The 18,111-nt window shown below is 70.0% G+C and carries 16 protein-coding genes; 13 read left to right on the top strand and 3 right to left on the bottom strand.

The window, feature by feature from the left end:
- The first annotated feature begins 67 nt into the window (after window positions 1–67).
- The 6 genes from OG947_RS03100 to ligA all read left to right on the top strand — a co-directional run bounded on the left by OG947_RS03100 (window position 68) and on the right by ligA (window position 7,469).
- Window positions 68–907, top strand: a complete 840-nt coding sequence (locus OG947_RS03100) for a GNAT family N-acetyltransferase (protein WP_328813089.1) — start codon at window positions 68–70, stop codon at window positions 905–907.
- Window positions 904–1,815 (top strand): lysophospholipid acyltransferase family protein, encoded by a 912-nt coding sequence (locus OG947_RS03095; protein ID WP_328813088.1) that lies wholly within the window; start codon window positions 904–906, stop codon window positions 1,813–1,815. Before OG947_RS03100 ends, OG947_RS03095 begins: the two co-directional genes overlap by 4 nt.
- 70 nt (window positions 1,816–1,885) lie before the next feature.
- Complete coding sequence (locus tag OG947_RS03090) at window positions 1,886–3,094, top strand: cysteine desulfurase family protein (RefSeq protein WP_056445477.1); 1,209 nt, start codon at window positions 1,886–1,888, stop codon at window positions 3,092–3,094.
- Between the two features lie 30 nt (window positions 3,095–3,124).
- Entirely contained in the window at window positions 3,125–4,234 is a 1,110-nt protein-coding gene (mnmA, locus tag OG947_RS03085; protein WP_222631828.1) for a tRNA 2-thiouridine(34) synthase MnmA, read from the top strand.
- Window positions 4,231–5,256, top strand: coding sequence for a methionine synthase (locus OG947_RS03080; RefSeq protein WP_222630677.1), 1,026 nt, complete (start codon window positions 4,231–4,233; stop codon window positions 5,254–5,256). The genes mnmA and OG947_RS03080 overlap by 4 nt, the downstream gene beginning before the upstream one ends.
- A gap of 62 nt (window positions 5,257–5,318) precedes the next feature.
- Window positions 5,319–7,469: an NAD-dependent DNA ligase LigA gene (gene ligA, locus OG947_RS03075; RefSeq protein WP_307109699.1), complete on the top strand. Its 2,151-nt coding sequence runs from the start codon at window positions 5,319–5,321 to the stop codon at window positions 7,467–7,469.
- Here the strand turns inward: ligA and OG947_RS03070 are convergent.
- The gene (locus OG947_RS03070; protein ID WP_027507022.1) at window positions 7,413–8,063 is read right to left on the bottom strand and encodes an amino acid-binding protein; all 651 of its coding nucleotides are present in this window, start codon (window positions 8,061–8,063) and stop codon (window positions 7,413–7,415) included. The two genes, ligA and OG947_RS03070, sit on opposite strands and share 57 nt — an antisense overlap.
- 173 nt (window positions 8,064–8,236) lie before the next feature.
- Here OG947_RS03070 and gatC point away from each other — a divergent pair, with 173 nt between their 5' ends.
- The 4 genes from gatC (at window position 8,237) to gatB (ending at window position 12,720) form a co-directional block, all read left to right on the top strand.
- Entirely contained in the window at window positions 8,237–8,533 is a 297-nt protein-coding gene (gene gatC, locus OG947_RS03065; RefSeq protein ID WP_328813087.1) for an Asp-tRNA(Asn)/Glu-tRNA(Gln) amidotransferase subunit GatC, read from the top strand.
- Window positions 8,533–10,029, top strand: a complete 1,497-nt coding sequence (gene gatA, locus OG947_RS03060) for an Asp-tRNA(Asn)/Glu-tRNA(Gln) amidotransferase subunit GatA (protein ID WP_328813086.1) — start codon at window positions 8,533–8,535, stop codon at window positions 10,027–10,029. Before gatC ends, gatA begins: the two co-directional genes overlap by 1 nt.
- Before the next feature lie 97 nt (window positions 10,030–10,126).
- Window positions 10,127–11,158 carry an ATP-dependent 6-phosphofructokinase gene (locus tag OG947_RS03055; protein WP_027507019.1) on the top strand — a complete coding sequence of 344 codons (1,032 nt, stop codon included), beginning with the start codon at window positions 10,127–10,129 and terminating at the stop codon, window positions 11,156–11,158.
- 44 nt (window positions 11,159–11,202) lie between these two features.
- A complete protein-coding gene (gatB, locus tag OG947_RS03050; protein WP_328813085.1) occupies window positions 11,203–12,720 on the top strand; it encodes an Asp-tRNA(Asn)/Glu-tRNA(Gln) amidotransferase subunit GatB in 1,518 nt (505 codons plus the stop codon).
- Between the two features lie 60 nt (window positions 12,721–12,780).
- On the opposite strand, the gene OG947_RS03045 is transcribed toward gatB, so the two are convergent.
- Window positions 12,781–13,923 (bottom strand): PQQ-dependent sugar dehydrogenase, encoded by a 1,143-nt coding sequence (locus OG947_RS03045; protein WP_328813084.1) that lies wholly within the window; start codon window positions 13,921–13,923, stop codon window positions 12,781–12,783.
- Window positions 13,924–13,981: 58 nt separating this feature from the next.
- On the opposite strand from OG947_RS03045, the gene OG947_RS03040 reads away from it, so the two are divergent.
- Window positions 13,982–14,815 (top strand): DoxX family protein, encoded by an 834-nt coding sequence (locus tag OG947_RS03040; RefSeq protein ID WP_328813083.1) that lies wholly within the window; start codon window positions 13,982–13,984, stop codon window positions 14,813–14,815.
- 69 nt (window positions 14,816–14,884) lie between these two features.
- Here the strand turns inward: OG947_RS03040 and OG947_RS03035 are convergent, their stop codons facing one another.
- Window positions 14,885–15,376, bottom strand: a complete 492-nt coding sequence (locus OG947_RS03035) for a PH domain-containing protein (protein ID WP_162246770.1) — start codon at window positions 15,374–15,376, stop codon at window positions 14,885–14,887.
- 274 nt (window positions 15,377–15,650) lie between these two features.
- Between OG947_RS03035 and OG947_RS03030 the strand changes: the two genes are divergently transcribed.
- Both OG947_RS03030 and ilvN read left to right on the top strand, forming a co-directional pair.
- Entirely contained in the window at window positions 15,651–17,579 is a 1,929-nt protein-coding gene (locus OG947_RS03030) for an acetolactate synthase large subunit (protein WP_051613648.1), read from the top strand.
- Entirely contained in the window at window positions 17,576–18,079 is a 504-nt protein-coding gene (ilvN, locus tag OG947_RS03025) for an acetolactate synthase small subunit (RefSeq protein WP_027507015.1), read from the top strand. The genes OG947_RS03030 and ilvN overlap by 4 nt, the downstream gene beginning before the upstream one ends.
- The last annotated feature ends 32 nt before the right edge of the window (window positions 18,080–18,111 follow it).

Below are 18,111 nucleotides of genomic sequence, written 5' to 3'. Positions count from 1 at the left end.
GTTCGTGCACCTTCCGGTCACGTCGTGTTGTGAGTGCCGTCGAGTGGGCTCGATAGATCTATGTGCCATGACATCAGATGTGTGCGACTCGGCACCGACCGTCATCACCCCGTCCTCGGCCGACGAGCACGTGCTCGTCTCCGACAAGCACCACTCACTCGTTCTCGGATCCACCCCGGAGCACGTGCTCGCGGCGCAGCGGTTGCGCGCCACCGTGTTCGGCTCGGAAGCGGGGTACGAGTCGACCGCCTTCGACGGCGGCCTCGACGCCGACCGCTTCGACGACCACTGCGATCACCTGCTCGTCGTCGACAACCGCACCGGCGATCGTGTCGGCTGCTACCGCATGCTCACCCCGGACGGTGCGGAGCGCGCCGGCGGGTACTACACGGCGACGGAGTTCGACATCAGCGAACTGCGTGCACACGAGTTGCGGACGGTCGAGATGGGTCGTGCGTGCGTCCTGGAGGGCCATCGATCCGGCTCGGTGCTGGCGCTGATGTGGTCCGGGATCCTCCGGTACATCGACGTCGGTGGCTACGACCGGGTGATGGGCTGTGTGTCGGTCCCCATGGCACTCGGCGACGGGGAGCCGGACGGCGCGCACGTCAAGGGCGTGTACGACCTCGTCGAGAAGCGGCACCGCTCCGAGGTCCGGGCGTATCCCCGGACCCCCGTGCGGGTCGACGGTGTCGCCCTCGCCGACATGACGGCACCCTCCCGCACCTCGGTGCCGGCCCTGATGCGCGGCTACCTGCGCATGGGCGCCTCGATCTGCGGGGAGCCGGCCCACGATCCCGATTTCGGCGTCGCGGACTTCGTCACCCTCCTGCACATGAAGGACGCCAACGTCCGCTATCTCGACCGGCTCCGCTCGGCCGCGGCGACCGCGGAGTCGCACGCGTGACGACACACGCCTGGATGCCCGCCAGCCCGTGCGGGACGGGGTGCCATCCGGCGGTCTCGGCGACCGTGGGCACCGCACGCGTGGTGGTGCGCTGCGTCCTGGTGGCGGTGCTGCTCGCCGTGGTCCCGCTCCTGCTGGCGGGCCGGGTGTTGCCGGCGGGCGGTCGACGCGCCGCCGCACGTGCCGGAGCCAGGGGACTCCTCGGCGCGCTCGGTGTCCGGGTGACTCTGGACGGCGACCGCACGGCCGAGCCCACCGGCGTCGGAACGCTCGTCGTCGCCAATCACGTGTCCTGGACGGACGTCCTGGTGCTGGCAGCCTGTTTCCCGTGCCGCTTCGTCGCCCGCGCGGACCTCGTGGACTGGCCCGTCCTGGGTCTGCTCGCACGCATCGTGCGGGTCGTCCCCATCGCCCGTGAGCGACTCCGCTCCCTGCCCGGCACCGTCGACGAGGTGACCGAGGCCTTGCGATCGGGAGCCACGGTGGTCGTCTTCCCCGAGGGCACCACCTGGTGCGGAACCGCCTACGGATCGTTCCGTCCCGCCCTGTTCCAGGCGGCCATCGACGCCGGTGCGGTGGTGCGGCCGATCGCGGTCACCTACCGCGACGTCGACCACCGTCCGACGACGGCCACCGCCTTCGTGGGCGACGAGACCATCGGCGAGTCGATGTCGAGGATCCTGCGGCTCAAGGGCGTCCGTGCCGCCGTGCGGGTGTGCGAGGACATCGCGCCCATCGACGATCGTCGACTGCTGGCGCGCAGCGCGGAGTTGGCCGTGCGCCGACACCAGGACGAGACGGCAGTTCCGCCCCTGCGCGTCACCCGCACGCGACTGCCGCGCCGGGATCGGGTCGCCCAGCCGGTCCGCCCCGGTGAGTATGCCGGAACCGTCGTGCGGGCGAGCTGACGCACGGCAGTTCGGGCGTGCTCGCGCGGGGGAGAGGCGAGGTCCGCGACCGGTTATCCTGGACCACGTCATGCCACAGCCCCCACGTGTGCCCGGAACGCCGGTGTACCTCGATCATGCCGCGACCACTCCGATGGTCCCCGCGGCGATCGAGGCGATGACGGAGATCCATCGGACCGTGGGAAACGCGTCGTCCCTGCACGGATCGGGGCGCACGGCCCGCCGCCGCATCGAGGAGTCGCGGGAGTCCATCGCCGCGGCGCTGGGCGCTCGTCCGTCCGAGGTCATCTTCACCTCCGGCGGCACCGAGAGCGACAATCTGGCGGTCAAGGGCATCTTCTGGGCACGCCGAGCGCGTGATCCTCGTCGCGTCCGCGTGATCACCAGCTCGGTCGAGCATCACGCCGTGCTCGATGCCGTGGAGTGGCTCGAACGTCACGAGGGCGCCGCGGTGTCCTGGTTGCCGGTCGAGGCCGACGGCCGCGTCCTCCCGTCGACGCTGCGCCGAGAACTCGAGCTGCACGCCGACGAGGTCGCCGTCGTGTCGATCATGTGGGCGAACAACGAGGTGGGCACGATCATGGCGATCCGCGAACTCGCTGCCATCGCGGCCGAGTTCGACGTGCCCATGCACAGCGACGCGGTCCAGGTGGCCGGTGTCCGTGAGCTCGACTTCGCGTCCAGTGGTCTCTCCGCGCTGTCCATCGCGGCACACAAGTTCGGCGGACCCCAGGGCGTCGGCGCGCTGCTGCTCGGACGCTCGGTGCCCTGCGAATCACTGCTGCACGGAGGCGGTCAGGAACGCGACGTCCGGTCCGGGACGCCCGACACGGCAGGTGCCGTGGGCATGGCGGCCGCCCTCGACGTCGCCGTCGCCGGACGAGCCGACACCGAGGCGCGGCTCGTGGCGTTGCGCGAGCGTGTCATCGAGGGTGTCCTCGACGCGGTGCCCGGCGCGTCGGTCAACGGTGCCCGCGGCGCGGACAGACTTCCCGGCAACGTGCACGTCACGTTCCCCGGATGCGAGGGCGATTCACTGTTGATGTTGCTCGACGCCTCCGGTGTCGAGTGCTCGACGGGATCCGCGTGCACGGCGGGTGTCGCGCGGGCGAGCCATGTGCTGCTGGCGATGGGCGTCGATGCGGCCGATGCCCGCGGATCACTGCGGTTCTCCTTGGGCCACACCAGCACCGACGCCGATGTCGACGCACTGCTCGAGGTCCTGCCGCGCGTCGTCGAACGTGCGCGGGCCGCCGGCATGGCGTCCAGTTCGAGATGACGAGAACGTCGAGACGAGAAGAGTGGTGACATGAGAGTTCTGGCAGCGATGAGCGGCGGCGTCGATTCCGCCGTGGCGGCGGCGCGTGCCGTCGATGCCGGCCACGAGGTGGTCGGGGTGCACCTGGCGCTGTCCACCGCTCCCGGCGCTCTGCGCACCGGGTCGCGCGGGTGCTGCTCCAAGGAGGACGCCGGGGACGCGCGCCGCGCCGCGGACGTGCTCGGGATCCCGTTCTACGTCTGGGATTTCGCGGATCGTTTCAAGGAGGACGTGATCGACGACTTCGTCGCGTCCTACGCCGCAGGCGAGACCCCGAACCCGTGCCTGCGCTGCAACGAGAAGATCAAGTTCGCGGCGCTCGCCGATCGGGCCGAGGCGCTCGGTTTCGACGCGGTCGCCACCGGCCACTACGCCCGGCTCGAGGACGGCGTGCTGCGTCGTGCGGTCGATGCCGACAAGGACCAGTCGTACGTGCTGGGCGTCCTCACCGCGCGCCAGCTGTCCCGTGCCCTGTTCCCGATCGGGGACACCCCGAAGGCGGAGGTGCGTGACGAGGCCGCCCGCCGCGGTCTCGCCGTCGCGGACAAGCCCGACAGTCACGACATCTGCTTCATCCCCTCCGGCGACACCCGGGCGTTCCTCGGCGCCCGTATCGGCGTGCGCCCCGGATCGGTGGTCGACGCGGACTCCGGCGCGGTGCTCGCCGAGCACGACGGTGTGCACGGGTTCACCGTCGGCCAGCGCAAGGGCCTGGGCGTCGAGGGACCGGCCGCCGACGGCAAGCCGCGGTACGTCACCTCCATCGAGCCCGAGACCGGGACCGTCCGGGTCGGCTCGGCGAGCCGCCTCGACGTGTACGGCATCGATGCGAGCACACCCGTCTGGACGTCCGGCACGGCGCCCGAGGGCGACGTGGACTGCGTCGTCCAGGTCCGGGCACACGGCGGACTCGCGGACGCCGTCGCTCGTGTCGACGGCGACACTCTGCGCATCGGTCTGCGGTCCCCGCTCACCGGAGTCGCACGTGGTCAGGCAGCCGTGCTGTACCGCCCCGACCCGGCAGGCGACATCGTGGTCGGCAGCGGCACCATCGCGGGAACCTCCGCCGAGTCGCCACTCACCGCGTCCGCTCGCCCGTGACGGATCCTGCTGCCGCTCTGGCAGGCGTGGCGACGGGCGTCGGCTCGTGGCCGGGAACGGACATCGCGAACGCCGTCACGACGGTGATCGGCGAGCTCCCCGACCTGCCGCACGTCGTGGAACTCCCGGCGCGAGGTCTCGGCGCCGACATGATCGGGCGCACCGGCGTGCTGCTGGTCGACATCGAGATCGATGCGGCCACCAGCGGATACCGCGTGAGCCGACGGCCGAGTACGACGAGCCGCCGGGCCCGCGACTTCCTGACGGAGGACCTCGACGTTCTCGAGGAGCAGTGGGAACTGGCCGGGCTGCGCGGATCCGGCCGCGCCGTCAAGGTGCAGGCCGCGGGCCCGCTGACGATGGCCGCGGACATCGAGCTGGCGTTCGGTCACCGCGCCTTGACCGACCGCGGTGCGGTGCGCGACATAGCCGGGTCGTTGGCCGAGGGAGTGGCCGCGCACGCCGACGAGGTCGCGAGGCGGCTCGGCGCCGAGGTGGTCGTCCAGTTCGACGAACCTCGCATCGCGGCCGTGCTGGCCGGTCGCCTGCAGGGCGTGACGAGCCTCGAGCAGATCGCCGCGGTGCCGGCGCCAGAGGTGGCCGACCTGCTGGGCTCGGTGGTGCAGCGGGTGAACCGACCCGTGATCGTGCACACGTGCTCCGCCGACGTCCCGTTCGAGGTCTTCGAACGCAGCGGGGTGCACGGCGTCTCGTTCGATCTGTCCCTGCTGCCCACGTCGCGGTACGACGCGGTCGGCGAGTACCTGGAGAGCGGCGGTGTCGCCGTCCTGGGGGTGGTGCCGGGAACCGACCCGGATAAGTACCCGGCGTGGCGCGAGAGTGCGGCGCCCGCAGTGGAACTGATGGATCGGTTGGGCTTCCCGAGGCGGTACCTCGCCGAGCGCGTCGCCGTCTCACCCACGTGTGGGTTGTCCGGCGCGAGCCTGCCGTGGGCCCGGCACGCTCTGACGGTGCTGCGCGACGTCCGCGCTGCTTTCACCGAGGATCCCGACGCGCTGTGACACCGGCCTTCGTCACCGGGAACGGTGTCGGAGCGCTCCGATAGTCTGCGATCGTGGACGAGATCGAGACACCGCCGGACCTGGTCCCGGCCTCACCCGAGCAGAAGCAGGAGTGGGACGCGCTGGCCGAGGAGGTCCGCGGTCACCAGTTCCGGTACTACGTGCGGGACGCGCCGATCATCTCGGACGGGCAGTTCGACGAGTTGCTGAAGCGCCTGCAGGCGATGGAGGAGGAGCATCCGGATCTCCGGACGCCCGACTCGCCGACGCAGCTCGTCGGTGGCGGCTTCGAGACGGATTTCACGGCTGTCGACCACCTCGAGCGAATGTTGTCCCTGGACAACGTGTTCGACGCGGACGAGCTGCGTGCCTGGGCGCGCAGGGTCGAGGTGGAGGCGGGGGAGAACCTGCATTACCTCTGCGAGGTCAAGATCGACGGTGTCGCGCTCAATCTGGTGTACGAGAACGGCCGACTGGTGCGCGCCGCCACCCGCGGTGACGGACGCACCGGGGAGGACGTGACGCTCAACGCGCGCACCATCGACGACATCCCCGAGGTGCTCACCCCGTCGGACGAGTTCCCGGTCCCGACGCTGCTCGAGGTGCGGGGCGAGGTGTTCTTCCGACTCGAGGACTTCCAGGCGCTCAACGCCTCTCTCGTCGAGCAGGGCAAGCCGCCGTTCGCCAACCCGCGCAACTCCGCCGCGGGGTCGCTGCGGCAGAAGAACCCCGCGGTCACCTCGCGGCGGCGGCTCGGCATGATCTGTCACGGGTTCGGCCGGATGGAGGGCTTCGCCCCCGCCGCCCAGTCCGTCGCGTACGACGCGCTCGCCGCCTGGGGTCTGCCGGTCTCGACTCACACCGCACTGGTGCAGGGCGTGGACGCGGTGGTCGAACGCATGGAGTACTGGGGAGAGAACCGGCACTCGGTCGAGCACGAGATCGACGGCCTCGTGGTGAAGGTCGACGAGATGGCGTTGCACCGCCGACTCGGATCCACGTCCCGCGCACCCCGCTGGGCCATCGCCTTCAAGTATCCGCCGGAGGAGGCGACCACGACGTTGCTCGACATCCGGGTCAATGTCGGTCGCACCGGGCGAGTGACGCCGTTCGCGTTCATGGAGCCGGTGCTCGTGGCGGGGTCGACGGTGTCCCTGGCGACGTTGCACAACGCGTCCGAGGTCGTGCGCAAGGGCGTGCTGATCGGTGACACCGTGGTCATCCGCAAGGCGGGCGAGGTGATCCCGGAGGTGCTCGGTCCGGTGGTCGACGCGCGCACCGGGGACGAGCGGGAGTTCGTCATGCCGACGCACTGCCCCGAGTGCGGAACCGAGCTCGCACCGGCCAAGGAGGGCGACGCCGACATCCGCTGCCCCAACTCGCGCTCGTGCCCGGCACAGTTGCGGGAGCGGGTCTTTCACGTCGCGGGCCGTGGTGCATTCGACATCGAGGTGTTGGGGTACGAGGCCGCGACGGCGCTGCTGTCCGCACAGGTGATCGAGGACGAGGGCGATCTGTTCGATCTCACCGAGGACCAGCTCACCCGGACGGATCTCTTCCGAACCAAGGCGGGAGCGCTGTCCGCGAACGGTCGGCGATTGCTGGACAACCTGGGGCGAGCCAAGGATCAGCCGCTATGGCGGGTGCTCGTCGGATTGTCGATCCGCCATGTCGGGCCGACCGCCGCCCGCGCCCTCGCCGCCCGCTTCGGGTCGCTCGAGGCCATCCGGGCGGCGACGGAGGAGGAACTGGCCGCCGCCGACGGGGTGGGCCCCACCATCGCCCGCGCAGTCGTCGAGTGGTTCGACGTCGACTGGCACCGCGCCATCGTGGAGAAGTGGTCGGCGGCGGGCGTGCGCATGGAGGACGAACGCGACGAGAGTATCGAGCGCACGCTCGACGGTCTGTCGATCGTCGTCACCGGATCGCTCGCCACGTTCACGCGTGACGACGCGAAGGAGGCGATCCTGGCCCGCGGCGGCAAGGCGGCCTCGTCGGTGTCGAAGAAGACGGCGTTCGTGGTCGTCGGCGACGCGCCCGGATCCAAGCACGACAAGGCGCTCGAACTCGGTGTTCCGGTGCTCGACGAGGACGGGTTCCGCACGCTGCTCGGCGAGGGGCCCGACGCGGCCCGCGCGCTGGTCGCCGGGGCGGACTCAGCCGAGGACGGTGGCGACGATGCCGGCCAGGTAGCCGAGCCGGGCGATCTCTGACGGTCGGAAGTCCGGTCCGCCGGGTCGTCCGAGCACCAGCACGGTGCCCGACGATCCGAGTGGCGCCGCGGCCAGTGTGGTGTCCATGTCCTTCCACGACTGCGGAACCCATGCTCCGGTCGGGTCGAGGACTGCCGGCTTCTCGAGGGGCATCCACGGCATGTCGTCGGCCCGCGACTCGGGCGCCCCGGAGCTGCCGACGATGACGGCCGGACCGTGATCCGACATGCCCACCACGGTGCTCCATCCGACGCGCAGCACCCGCGGCGCACCGTCCACGAGCACCTGCAGACGGTCGTCGTGCGCCGTGGCCACCTGATCGATGAGTTCGAGCTCGCGGTGTGTGTCCAGGATGCCGGCGTAGGGACGGATGGAGTCCACGCGGACGTCGGTGAGCTTCTCGGCCGCGGTGATGAGTGTGTCGGGGAGGGCGCCCGGCGCGACGTCCACCACCAGATCGTCCACCGCGAATCCGGCTCCGCGTTCGATGACGTCGAGCGACAGGATGTCGGCCCCCACCGAACCCAGGGCGACGGCGAGCGACCCGAGACTGCCCGGACGGTCGGGCAACTGGACCCGCAGGAGATACGACACGCCGACATCCTCGCACTCGACGCCGTCTCCATCGAGTCGCACGCGGCTCACGGGAAGGTGGAGGACGGCCGGGCTCGCCGTCCCTCGCCACGACGCGAGGCCGTGACGGTGGGGTGGTCGCCACGAACTAGGCTGCTCGGCATGCGTTACGAATCGAAGGGGGCCTGACGGACGTGTCTGCCATATCCCGCGACGAGGTCGCCCACCTCGCACGACTGTCCCGGCTCGCGCTCGAGGAGCACGAACTCGATGCGTTCGCCGGTCAGCTCGACGCCATTCTTGGCCACGTGAAGGCGGTGTCGGAGGTCGACGTCTCGGACGTCGACGCCACCGCGAGCCCGCTCGCTGTGACCAACGTCACCCGGCCAGACGTCATCGTCCCGGGTCTCGGCCCGGACAGTGCCCTCGTCGAGGCGCCCGCGTCCGAACAGAGCCGCTTCGCGGTGCCGCGCATCCTGGGAGAAGAGTGATGACCGCCGCCGAGCAGACCCATCTGATCCGGTCCACCGCGTCCGACCTGGCCGCCAAGATCCGTACCCGCGAGGTCTCCGCCGTGGAGGTCACTCGCGCCCACCTCGATCGCATCGCCGAGGTCGACGGAACGCTGCACGCCTTCCTGCACGTCGCGGGGGACGAGGCGATCGCCGCCGCCCAGCGCGTCGACGACGCGTTGGACGCGGGTGAGACGCCCGCGTCGGAGTTGGCCGGCGTCCCGTTGGCGCTGAAGGACGTGTTCACCACCACGGACATGCCCACCACCGCCGGCTCGAAGATCCTCGAGGGATGGGTCTCGCCGTACGACGCCACGGTCACCGCGAGGCTGCGTGCCGCGGGAATCCCGTTGCTGGGCAAGACCAACATGGACGAGTTCGCGATGGGGTCGTCCACCGAGAACAGCGCGTACGGACCCACCCTGAACCCGTGGGACACCACTCGGGTGCCGGGTGGATCGGGCGGCGGTTCGGCCGCGGCGCTCGCCTCGTTCCAGGCACCGTTGGCCATCGGTACCGACACCGGTGGCTCGATCCGGCAACCGGCCGCCGTCACCGGAACCGTCGGGTGCAAGCCGACGTACGGCGGCGTCTCCCGGTACGGGCTCATCGCCTGCGCCTCTTCCCTGGATCAGGGCGGTCCCTGCGGGCGGACGGTGCTCGACACCGCGTTGCTGCACCAGGTCATCGCCGGACACGACCCCCGCGACTCGACGTCGGTCGACGCGGCGGTGCCGGACGTCGTCGCGGCGGCGCGCCGCGGCGCGGGTGGAGATCTGACGGGCGTGCGCGTCGGCGTCGTCAAGGAACTGCACTCGGACGCCTATCAGCCGGGGGTCATCTCCTCCTTCGACGCCGCCGTCGAGGTGCTCACCTCGCTGGGCGCCGAGGTGGTGGAGGTGTCGTGCCCCAACTTCGATCACGCCCTCGCCGCGTACTACCTCATCCTCCCGTCGGAGGTGTCGTCCAACCTCGCCCGCTTCGACGCGATGCGCTACGGACTGCGGGTCGGTGACGACGGAACGCACAGTGCCGATCAGGTCATGGCGATGTCGCGTGCCGCCGGGTTCGGCCCGGAGGTCAAGCGCCGCATCATGATCGGGACGTATGCGCTGTCCGCAGGCTACTACGACGCGTACTACGGCCAGGCTCTGAAGATCCGGACGCTCATCGCCCGGGACTTCGATCGTGCCTACGAGAAGGTGGACGTCCTGGTGTCGCCCACCACCCCGTCGACGGCGTTCGCGCTGGGCGAGAAGGTCGACGACCCCATCGCCATGTACCTGTACGACCTCTGCACCCTGCCGACCAACCTGGCCGGTCACCCGGCCATGTCGGTGCCGTCCGGTCTCGCGGACGGTCTCCCGGTCGGGCTGCAGATCATGGCTCCGGCGATGGCGGACGATCGCCTCTACCGGGTCGGTGCGGCGTACGAAGCCGCACGGGGAGAGTTTCCCCAGCCGTCCGCGATCTGATCCGACCGTGCCTCCGCGCGCCGGAGGTAGCAAGATGGTGACGAGCATCGTGCGCGGCGACCCCGCGTCGACACCCGCGAACGAGAGGCACCGACCCATGCGTATCGGAGTACTGACCGGCGGCGGCGACTGCCCGGGACTCAACGCGGTCATCAGGGCCGTCGTACGCACGGCGGACGCCCGCTACGGGTCGTCGGTGGTCGGATTCCTCGACGGCTGGCGCGGCCTGCTCGAGGACCGTCGTATCCAACTGCGCAACGACGATCGCAACGATCGACTGCTCACCAAGGGCGGCACCATCCTGGGGACCGCACGCGTCAATCCCGAGAAGCTGCGGGCGGGGCTCGACCAGATCAAGCAGACGATGGACGACAACGGCATCGACGTGCTCATCCCCATCGGCGGCGAGGGCACGTTGACCGCCGGACACTGGCTGTCGCAGGAGGGCGTGCCCGTCATCGGGGTTCCCAAGACAATCGACAACGACATCGACTGCACCGACGTCACGTTCGGTTTCGACACGGCACTCACCATCGCCACCGACGCGATCGATCGGCTGCACAGCACCGCCGAGTCCCACCAGCGCGTCATGCTCGTCGAGGTGATGGGGCGGCACGCCGGCTGGATTGCGCTGCACTCCGGCCTCGCGTCCGGCGCGCACATGACACTGATCCCCGAGCAGCCCTTCGACGTCCAGGAGGTGTGCGATCTGGTGAAGAAGCGGTTCCAGCGCGGGGACTCCCACTTCATCTGCGTCGTCGCCGAGGGAGCGACGCCCAAGGAGGGGTCGATGGAGATCCGCGACGGAGGAATCGACGAGTTCGGCCACGTCCGGTTCACCGGTGTCGCACAGCAATTGGGCGTCGAGATCGAACGCCGTATCAACAAGGAGGTCCGCACCACGGTGCTGGGCCACGTGCAGCGCGGCGGCAAGCCCACTCCGTACGACCGCGTCCTCGCCACCCGTTTCGGCGTCAATGCCGTCGACGCCGTGCACGCAGGGGAGAAGGGCAAGATGGTCTCCCTCCAGGGCGCCGAGATCGGCCTGGTGGACCTCGAGGAGGCCGTCCGCCAGCTCAAGCGGGTTCCCGAGAGTCGCTACCTGGACGCGGCCGCCTTCTTCGGCTGACACCGAGGGGGTTCGGCCCACCGGTCCGCAGTAAACTCGGCACCATGACTGCTGCCACCTCATCGCACTCGACGAGCCTGATGGACTACGACGAGGTGATCTCCCGGTACGACCCCGTGCTGGGCATGGAGGTGCACGTCGAGCTCGGTACCGCCACCAAGATGTTCTGTGGGTGCCCCACCGAGTTCGGTGCCGAGCCCAACACCCAGGTGTGCCCGGTGTGCCTCGGCCTGCCGGGTGCGCTGCCGGTGGTCAACGCGGCTGCCGTCGAGTCCGCCATCCGGATCGGCCTCGCGCTGAACTGCTCCATCACGCCGTGGGGTCGGTTCGCGCGGAAGAACTACTTCTACCCGGACCAGCCGAAGAACTACCAGATCTCGCAGTACGACGAGCCGATCGCCACCGAGGGCTATCTCGACGTGGTGCTCGACGACGGGTCCACGTGGCGGGTCGACATCGAGCGCGCCCACATGGAGGAGGACACCGGCAAGTCGTTGCACGTCGGCGGCGCCACCGGTCGTATCGACGGAGCGAGTCACTCACTGCTGGACTACAACCGGGCCGGTGTGCCTCTCGTCGAGATCGTCACCAAGACCATCGAGGGCGCCGGCGACCGCGCGCCCGAGGTGGCCCGCGCCTACGTCACCGCGCTGCGGGAACTGATCCGCGAGCTCGGCGTGTCCGACGTGCGGATGGACCAGGGCTCGCTCCGGTGCGATGCCAACGTCTCGCTGATGGAGAAGGGCGCCACCGAGTTCGGCACCCGGACCGAGACCAAGAACGTCAACTCCCTCAAGAGCGTCGAGGTCGCCGTCCGCTACGAGATGCGCCGTCAGGCAGCAGTTCTCGCGGACGGCGGCGAGATCGTGCAGGAGACGCGGCACTTCCAGGAGGCCGACGGCAGCACGGCGCCCGGTCGCAAGAAGGAGACCGCGGAGGACTACCGCTACTTCCCGGAGCCCGATCTCGAGCCGGTCGCCCCGGACGCCGCCTGGGTCGAGGAACTGCGCGCCACCATTCCCGAGGCGCCGTGGATCACCCGCGCGCGCATCCAGAAGGAGTGGGGCTGGTCCGATCTGGTCATGCGCGACGTCGTCAACGCGGATGCGCTCGCTCTCATCATGGCTACCGTCGACGCCGGCGCGACCCCGGACGCCGCCCGCAGCTGGTGGGTCGCCTACCTCTCCCAGCAGGCCAACACACGCGAGGTCACCCTCGCGGACCTGCCCATCACCCCGGTCCAGGTCGCGCGTGTGGCGGCGCTCGTCGCCGATCGCACGCTGACCAACGCCAACGCGCGCAAGGTCGTCGACGGTGTACTCGCCGGTGAAGGTGATCCCGACGCCGTCGTCGAGGCACGCGGACTCGCTGTCGTGCAGGACGATTCGGCGCTCGAGACGGCAGTGTCCGAGGCGCTCGCGGCCAACCCCTCCGTCGCGGAGAAGATCCGCGGCGGCAAGGTGCAGGCCGCCGGGGCCATCGTCGGTGCCGTCATGAAGGCGACCAAGGGCCAGGCCGACCCCGCGCGAGTCAAGGAACTCGTCATCGCCGCCTGCAGCTAGAGAGTCCGACCGACCGACCGGCCTCCCCGCCGACCGACCGACCGGCCTCCGGCCTTCCCGCTAGTCGCTCCCGCCGCCGCCGGCCGGCACCGGCACGATGACCACTCGGTCGTCCGTCGGCACCGGCTGGCCGCCGTCCTTGTTCACGGTGGTCACCCACACCTGGCCCTGGACGCCGAGCGACGCACCACGCAGGCGGCCGTACCGGTCCTGTGCGGTGAGGGTCGGCGGCGTCGTCACCGCGTTGGTGTCCGGGTCCACGGGAACCAGTGCCAGCGCACGGGCACCGGACATCGACACGGCCACCGAGCCGGGTGCGGCCGCGCATCCGCCGACGCCCGGCTTGTCCGGCCACGTCCACACGGGACTGACGACGGCACCCTCGGGCGTGATGCGGGACAGCCGGTCCTCGGTGGCCGTCGCATCGGTCACCCAGGTGCTGCCCGTGGCGTCGATGCAGACGTCGCCGGCGCGGCCGATGCCGCTCATGACGACGCGGGGAGCCGAGGTGGAGTCGACACGCGGGTCGGTGACGGCCAGAACCTTGCCTGCGAGCGACGCCGGGTTCGCCGCAGCGGCGGGATCGCCCCCGTCGCCGGTGATCACCCGGAGTTCGTCGGGTGACGAGAAATCGAGGGCACCCGAGCTGGTGGTCCCGCGGGGGATGCCGGCGAGCACGGTCTTCGGGACGTCTCCCGCCGCGATGCGCACCACGCGGTTGTCGGTCGCCGTCGTGATGTACGCGTAGAGGAGGCGGTCCTCGTCGTAGGTGGGGGACAGCGTGATGTCGAGCAGTCCGCCGTCGCCGTCGCCGTCGACCGGGACGGTCACGACGGGTCGGGGTGCCTGGCCCGGAGCCACCTGGAAGATGGTGCCGGTGCGACGCTCGCCGACCAGGGCCGATGCCCCGCCGGGGAGGACGACGAGGCCGGACAGGGTGTCGAGACAGGTCGCGACCACGTTGGGATCCGGATCCACGCAGGGCCCGGTGGCCGGTGACGGCGCGGGCGGCGTGCTGGAACCCGGCGCTCCCGGCTCCACCGGTTCGATGTCGGCAGCGCCGAACGTGGGTTCGGGGGAGAACTCCGTCGAGGCGGAGTCGTCGAAGCGTGCGCATCCCGCGGAGGCCGTGACGATCGCCATCACCGCCGCGCCGAGCACGAACGATCGCCGGGCCGCGCGCCGAGTCCCACCCACTGTCATGAGATCCCACGGTACGGGTCGCGCCTGCGCCGGGAACGGGCCCGCCGCATCTACGCTGATGCACGTGAGTGAGAAGTCCGATGACACAGGCCGTTCCCCGTCCGGTTACGAGCCGGCGGCGAGTCCCTACGACCAGCCGACCGAGCGGATAGGCGGGGGCAGCGGAGCACAGCTCCCGCGCACCGACGACGAACTCGACGCCGACCGGTCGCGTACCGCGCATCCCACCGAGAAGCTCACCGGTTACCCCGGTGACACGACGACGGCGGGTCGCACCGAACCGGCCTACGACGACAGCGCGACGCGCGCGATCCCGGTGGCAGGAACCGATCGCACGGCGACCCCGGCCGAGGTGCGGCCCGAGGTGGTCCCGGAGCGTCGCGGCACGCTCGATCTCGGACTGCTGATCCTGCGCGTGAGCGTCGGCGCGATCGTGCTGGTGCACGGTCTGCAGAAGCTCACGGGATGGTTCGACGGTCCCGGGCTCTCGGGCTTCCAGGAGATCGTCGCCGGGTCCGGCTACGACCAGGCACGTCTGCTGTCCATTCTCGGTGCGGTCGGCGAGGTCGCCGGCGGTGCGCTGCTGATCCTCGGCCTGGCCACGCCTCTCGCGGGTGCCGCAGTCCTCGCCGTCATGATCAACGCCTGGCTCGTGCGTCAGGTCGGCGAGCCGGGGTTGCAGTTCTTCGCCCCTGCAGGTGTCGAGTACGAGACGCTGCTGGTGCTGGCGTCGGCGTCCATCATCCTCACGGGCCCCGGACGGATCGCCGTGGACGGCGGACGTGGATGGGCGCGCCGCCCCTTCATCGGGTCGTTCCTCGCGTTGGCCATCGGCATCGGCGGTGCTGCAGCGCTGTGGATCTTCCTGAACGGCGCCGACCCCTTCGCCTGATCCGTGCGTCACCGTCCACAACTCGGCCGGATCGACGGGATTCCGTCGATCCGGCCGAGTTGTGGTCGTTCAGGCCCGCGGTTCGGCCTCGTCCTGCTCGACGGCGGACTCGGCCTCGACCGGCTCGTCCTGAGCGGGCTCCTCGACCGGCGACGGATCCGGCACCGCGCCGCCGCTCGCCGCGGACAGAAGCGGGAGCTTGTCGACGGTCACGCCCGGCATCCGGACGGTCGAGCCGTCCTCAAGGGTCGCCTTGCCCCACCCGAGCTTCGGGAACAGCAGTCCCGTCACGGACGACCACGGCACCGTGGTGGAACGGAACGCCCTGCGCGAGACGAACCGCTCCGGAGTGACGGTGGTCCGGACGCGGATGATCCAGTACCCCAGCAGGACCGGGAGCGCGAGCATCCACCCGAAGAGCTCCGGCGCCCCGACCACGGGGAACGTGACCCCGAACAGGAACAGCGCCACGCCGGACAGCGCCAGGGCCGGGATGCGGAACACCGTGGGGGCCGCGGGGGAGGCGTCGGAAGTGGGGCTCTCGGTATGGGAGACTGTCACCGGTGGTTCGGACTGCTGCGAAGACGACACCCCTCCATCTTCGCACTGCATAACGCCATCCCACATAATGGGACAACGAGTTCGGTAAGTTTGACTGGCACCGCATCACGCGCCTAACGTCACACGCGTGAAGCGTGAAGAGTTCCTCGTAATCGGCAGGCGCGTCGTCGCCTGAGCCGAAACGTCTTCACGCTCAGCCACGACGCGCCACCCTCGTACAGCATCTGCTGGCGAGGGTTTTTTCTTGCCCGGATGAAGTTCTAAGGAAGCACCAGTGAGCGCACCCACCGCCCGGCCCGGCCCGGCACCACGCAAGGCTCCGCCCGCCGCCGATCGTCCCACTCCGTCCGCGACGCCGCAGCGTCGTCCCCTCGCGCCCGAGCGCGTGACCGGAGCGAAGTCCGTCGTCCGCGCACTCGAGGAGCTCGAGGTCGACGTCGTCTTCGGCATTCCCGGTGGTGCCGTACTTCCCGTCTACGATCCGCTGCTCGACTCGGCGAAGGTCCGGCACGTGCTGGTGCGACACGAGCAGGGTGCCGGCCACGCCGCCACCGGCTACGCGCAGGCCACCGGCCGCGTCGGCGTGTGCATCGCGACGTCCGGTCCCGGCGCCACCAACCTGGTGACGCCGCTGGCCGATGCGCAGATGGACTCCGTCCCGGTCGTCGCCATCACCGGACAGGTCGGCCGCGCGCTGATCGGTACCGACGCCTTCCAGGAAGCCGACATCTCGGGCATCACGATGCCCGTCACCAAGCACAACTTCCTCATCACCGACCCGCTCGACATCCCGCGCATGATCGCCGAGGCCTTCTACCTGGCGTCCTCCGGACGACCGGGCGCGGTGCTCGTCGACATCCCGAAGGACGTCCTGCAGGCGCAGACCACCTTCTCGTGGCCGCCGGAGATGAAGCTGCCGGGCTACCGCCCGGTGACGAAGCCGCACGGCAAGCAGGTGCGTGAGGCCGCGCGGCTCATCGCGGCAGCGAAGAAGCCGGTGCTGTACTGCGGCGGCGGCATCATCAAGTCGAACTCGTCGCCCGAGCTCCTCGAGCTGGCGGAGCTCACCGGCATCCCCGTCGTGACGACACTGATGGCGCGGGGCGTCTTCCCGGACAGCCACGACCTGAACCTCGGCATGCCCGGCATGCACGGAACGGTCGCCGCGGTCGCCGCACTGCAGAAGAGCGATCTGCTCATCACGCTCGGCGCTCGTTTCGACGACCGCGTGACCGGGCAGCTCGACTCGTTCGCCCCCGAGGCGAAGGTGGTCCACGCCGACATCGATCCCGCCGAGATCGGCAAGAACCGGTTCGCCGACGTGCCGATCGTGGGTGACTGCCGCGAGGTCATCGTCGAGCTGATCGAGGCGATCCGCGCGGACCAGGCCACCGGCACCGCGCTGGATCTCGCCGACTGGTGGACCTACCTCGACAACGTGCGGCGCACCTACCCGCTGAGCTACGACCGTCCGTCGGACGGTGCGATGTCGCCTGAGTTCGTGATCCAGTCGATCGGCAAGTTCGCCGGACCCGACGCGATCTACTGCGCCGGGGTCGGACAGCACCAGATGTGGGCCGCTCAGTTCATCAGTTACGAGAAGCCGCGGACGTGGCTCAACTCGGGTGGACTCGGCACGATGGGCTACGCGGTCCCGGCCGCGATGGGCGCCAAGATGGGTCTGCCCGACACCGAGGTCTGGGCCATCGACGGTGACGGCTGCTTCCAGATGACCAACCAGGAGCTCGCGACCTGTGCGGTCGAGGGCATCCCGATCAAGGTCGCCGTCATCAACAACGGCAACCTCGGCATGGTGCGGCAGTGGCAGACGCTCTTCTACGAGGAGCGCTACTCCAACACCGAGCTCGGCACGCACGGCGCCGTCCGCATCCCCGACTTCCTCAAGCTCGCCGAGGCGCTGGGATGCGTCGGACTGCGGTGCGAGCGTGAGGAGGACGTCGACGCGGTGATCGCGCAGGCGCGTGCGATCAACGATCGCCCGGTCGTCATCGACTTCATCGTCGGCAAGGACGCCCAGGTGTGGCCGATGGTCGCTGCGGGCACCGGCAACTCCGAGATCATGGCCGCCCGCGGCATCCGTCCTCTGTTCGACAACGACGAGGAAGCGGCGCAGGAGCCCGGCTCGGTCGGCGACGTCACCGAGGCGGCCCAGGGCGCGAATTCGAAAGGCATCGACCTGTGAGCACCAGTCACACCCTGAGCGTGCTCGTCGAGGACAAGCCGGGCGTGCTCGCACGCGTGGCGTCGCTGTTCTCGCGCCGCGGATTCAACATCGCCTCCCTCGCGGTGGGCGGCACCGAGGTTCCCGAGATCTCGCGCATGACCATCGTCGTCACGGTCGACGAGTTCCCGCTCGAGCAGGTGACGAAGCAGCTGAACAAGCTCGTCAACGTCATCAAGATCGTCGAGCAGGAAGCCGATTCGTCGGTCGCCCGTGAGCTCGTGCTCATCAAGGTCCGCGCCGACGCGAGCGTGCGGAGCGAGGTCATCGAGACGGTGAACCTGTTCCGCGCCAAGGTGATCGACGTCTCGCCGGAGGCAGTCACCGTCGAGGCGACCGGTACCCGCTCGAAGCTCGAGGCGTTGCTCCGGATGCTCGACCCGTACGGTGTTCGCGAGATCGTCCAGTCCGGCGTCGTCGCGGTGGGTCGTGGACCAAAGTCCATCACCGCGTCCCGCTAGTCACCCAACCCAGTAGTTTCGATTACCCGGTC

The organism is Rhodococcus sp. NBC_00297 (genome assembly GCF_036173065.1).
GTDB lineage: Bacteria > Actinomycetota > Actinomycetes > Mycobacteriales > Mycobacteriaceae > Rhodococcoides.
The sequence above is the reverse complement of the archived record's forward strand: the minus strand, read 5'-3'. Positions and strand labels throughout refer to the sequence as shown.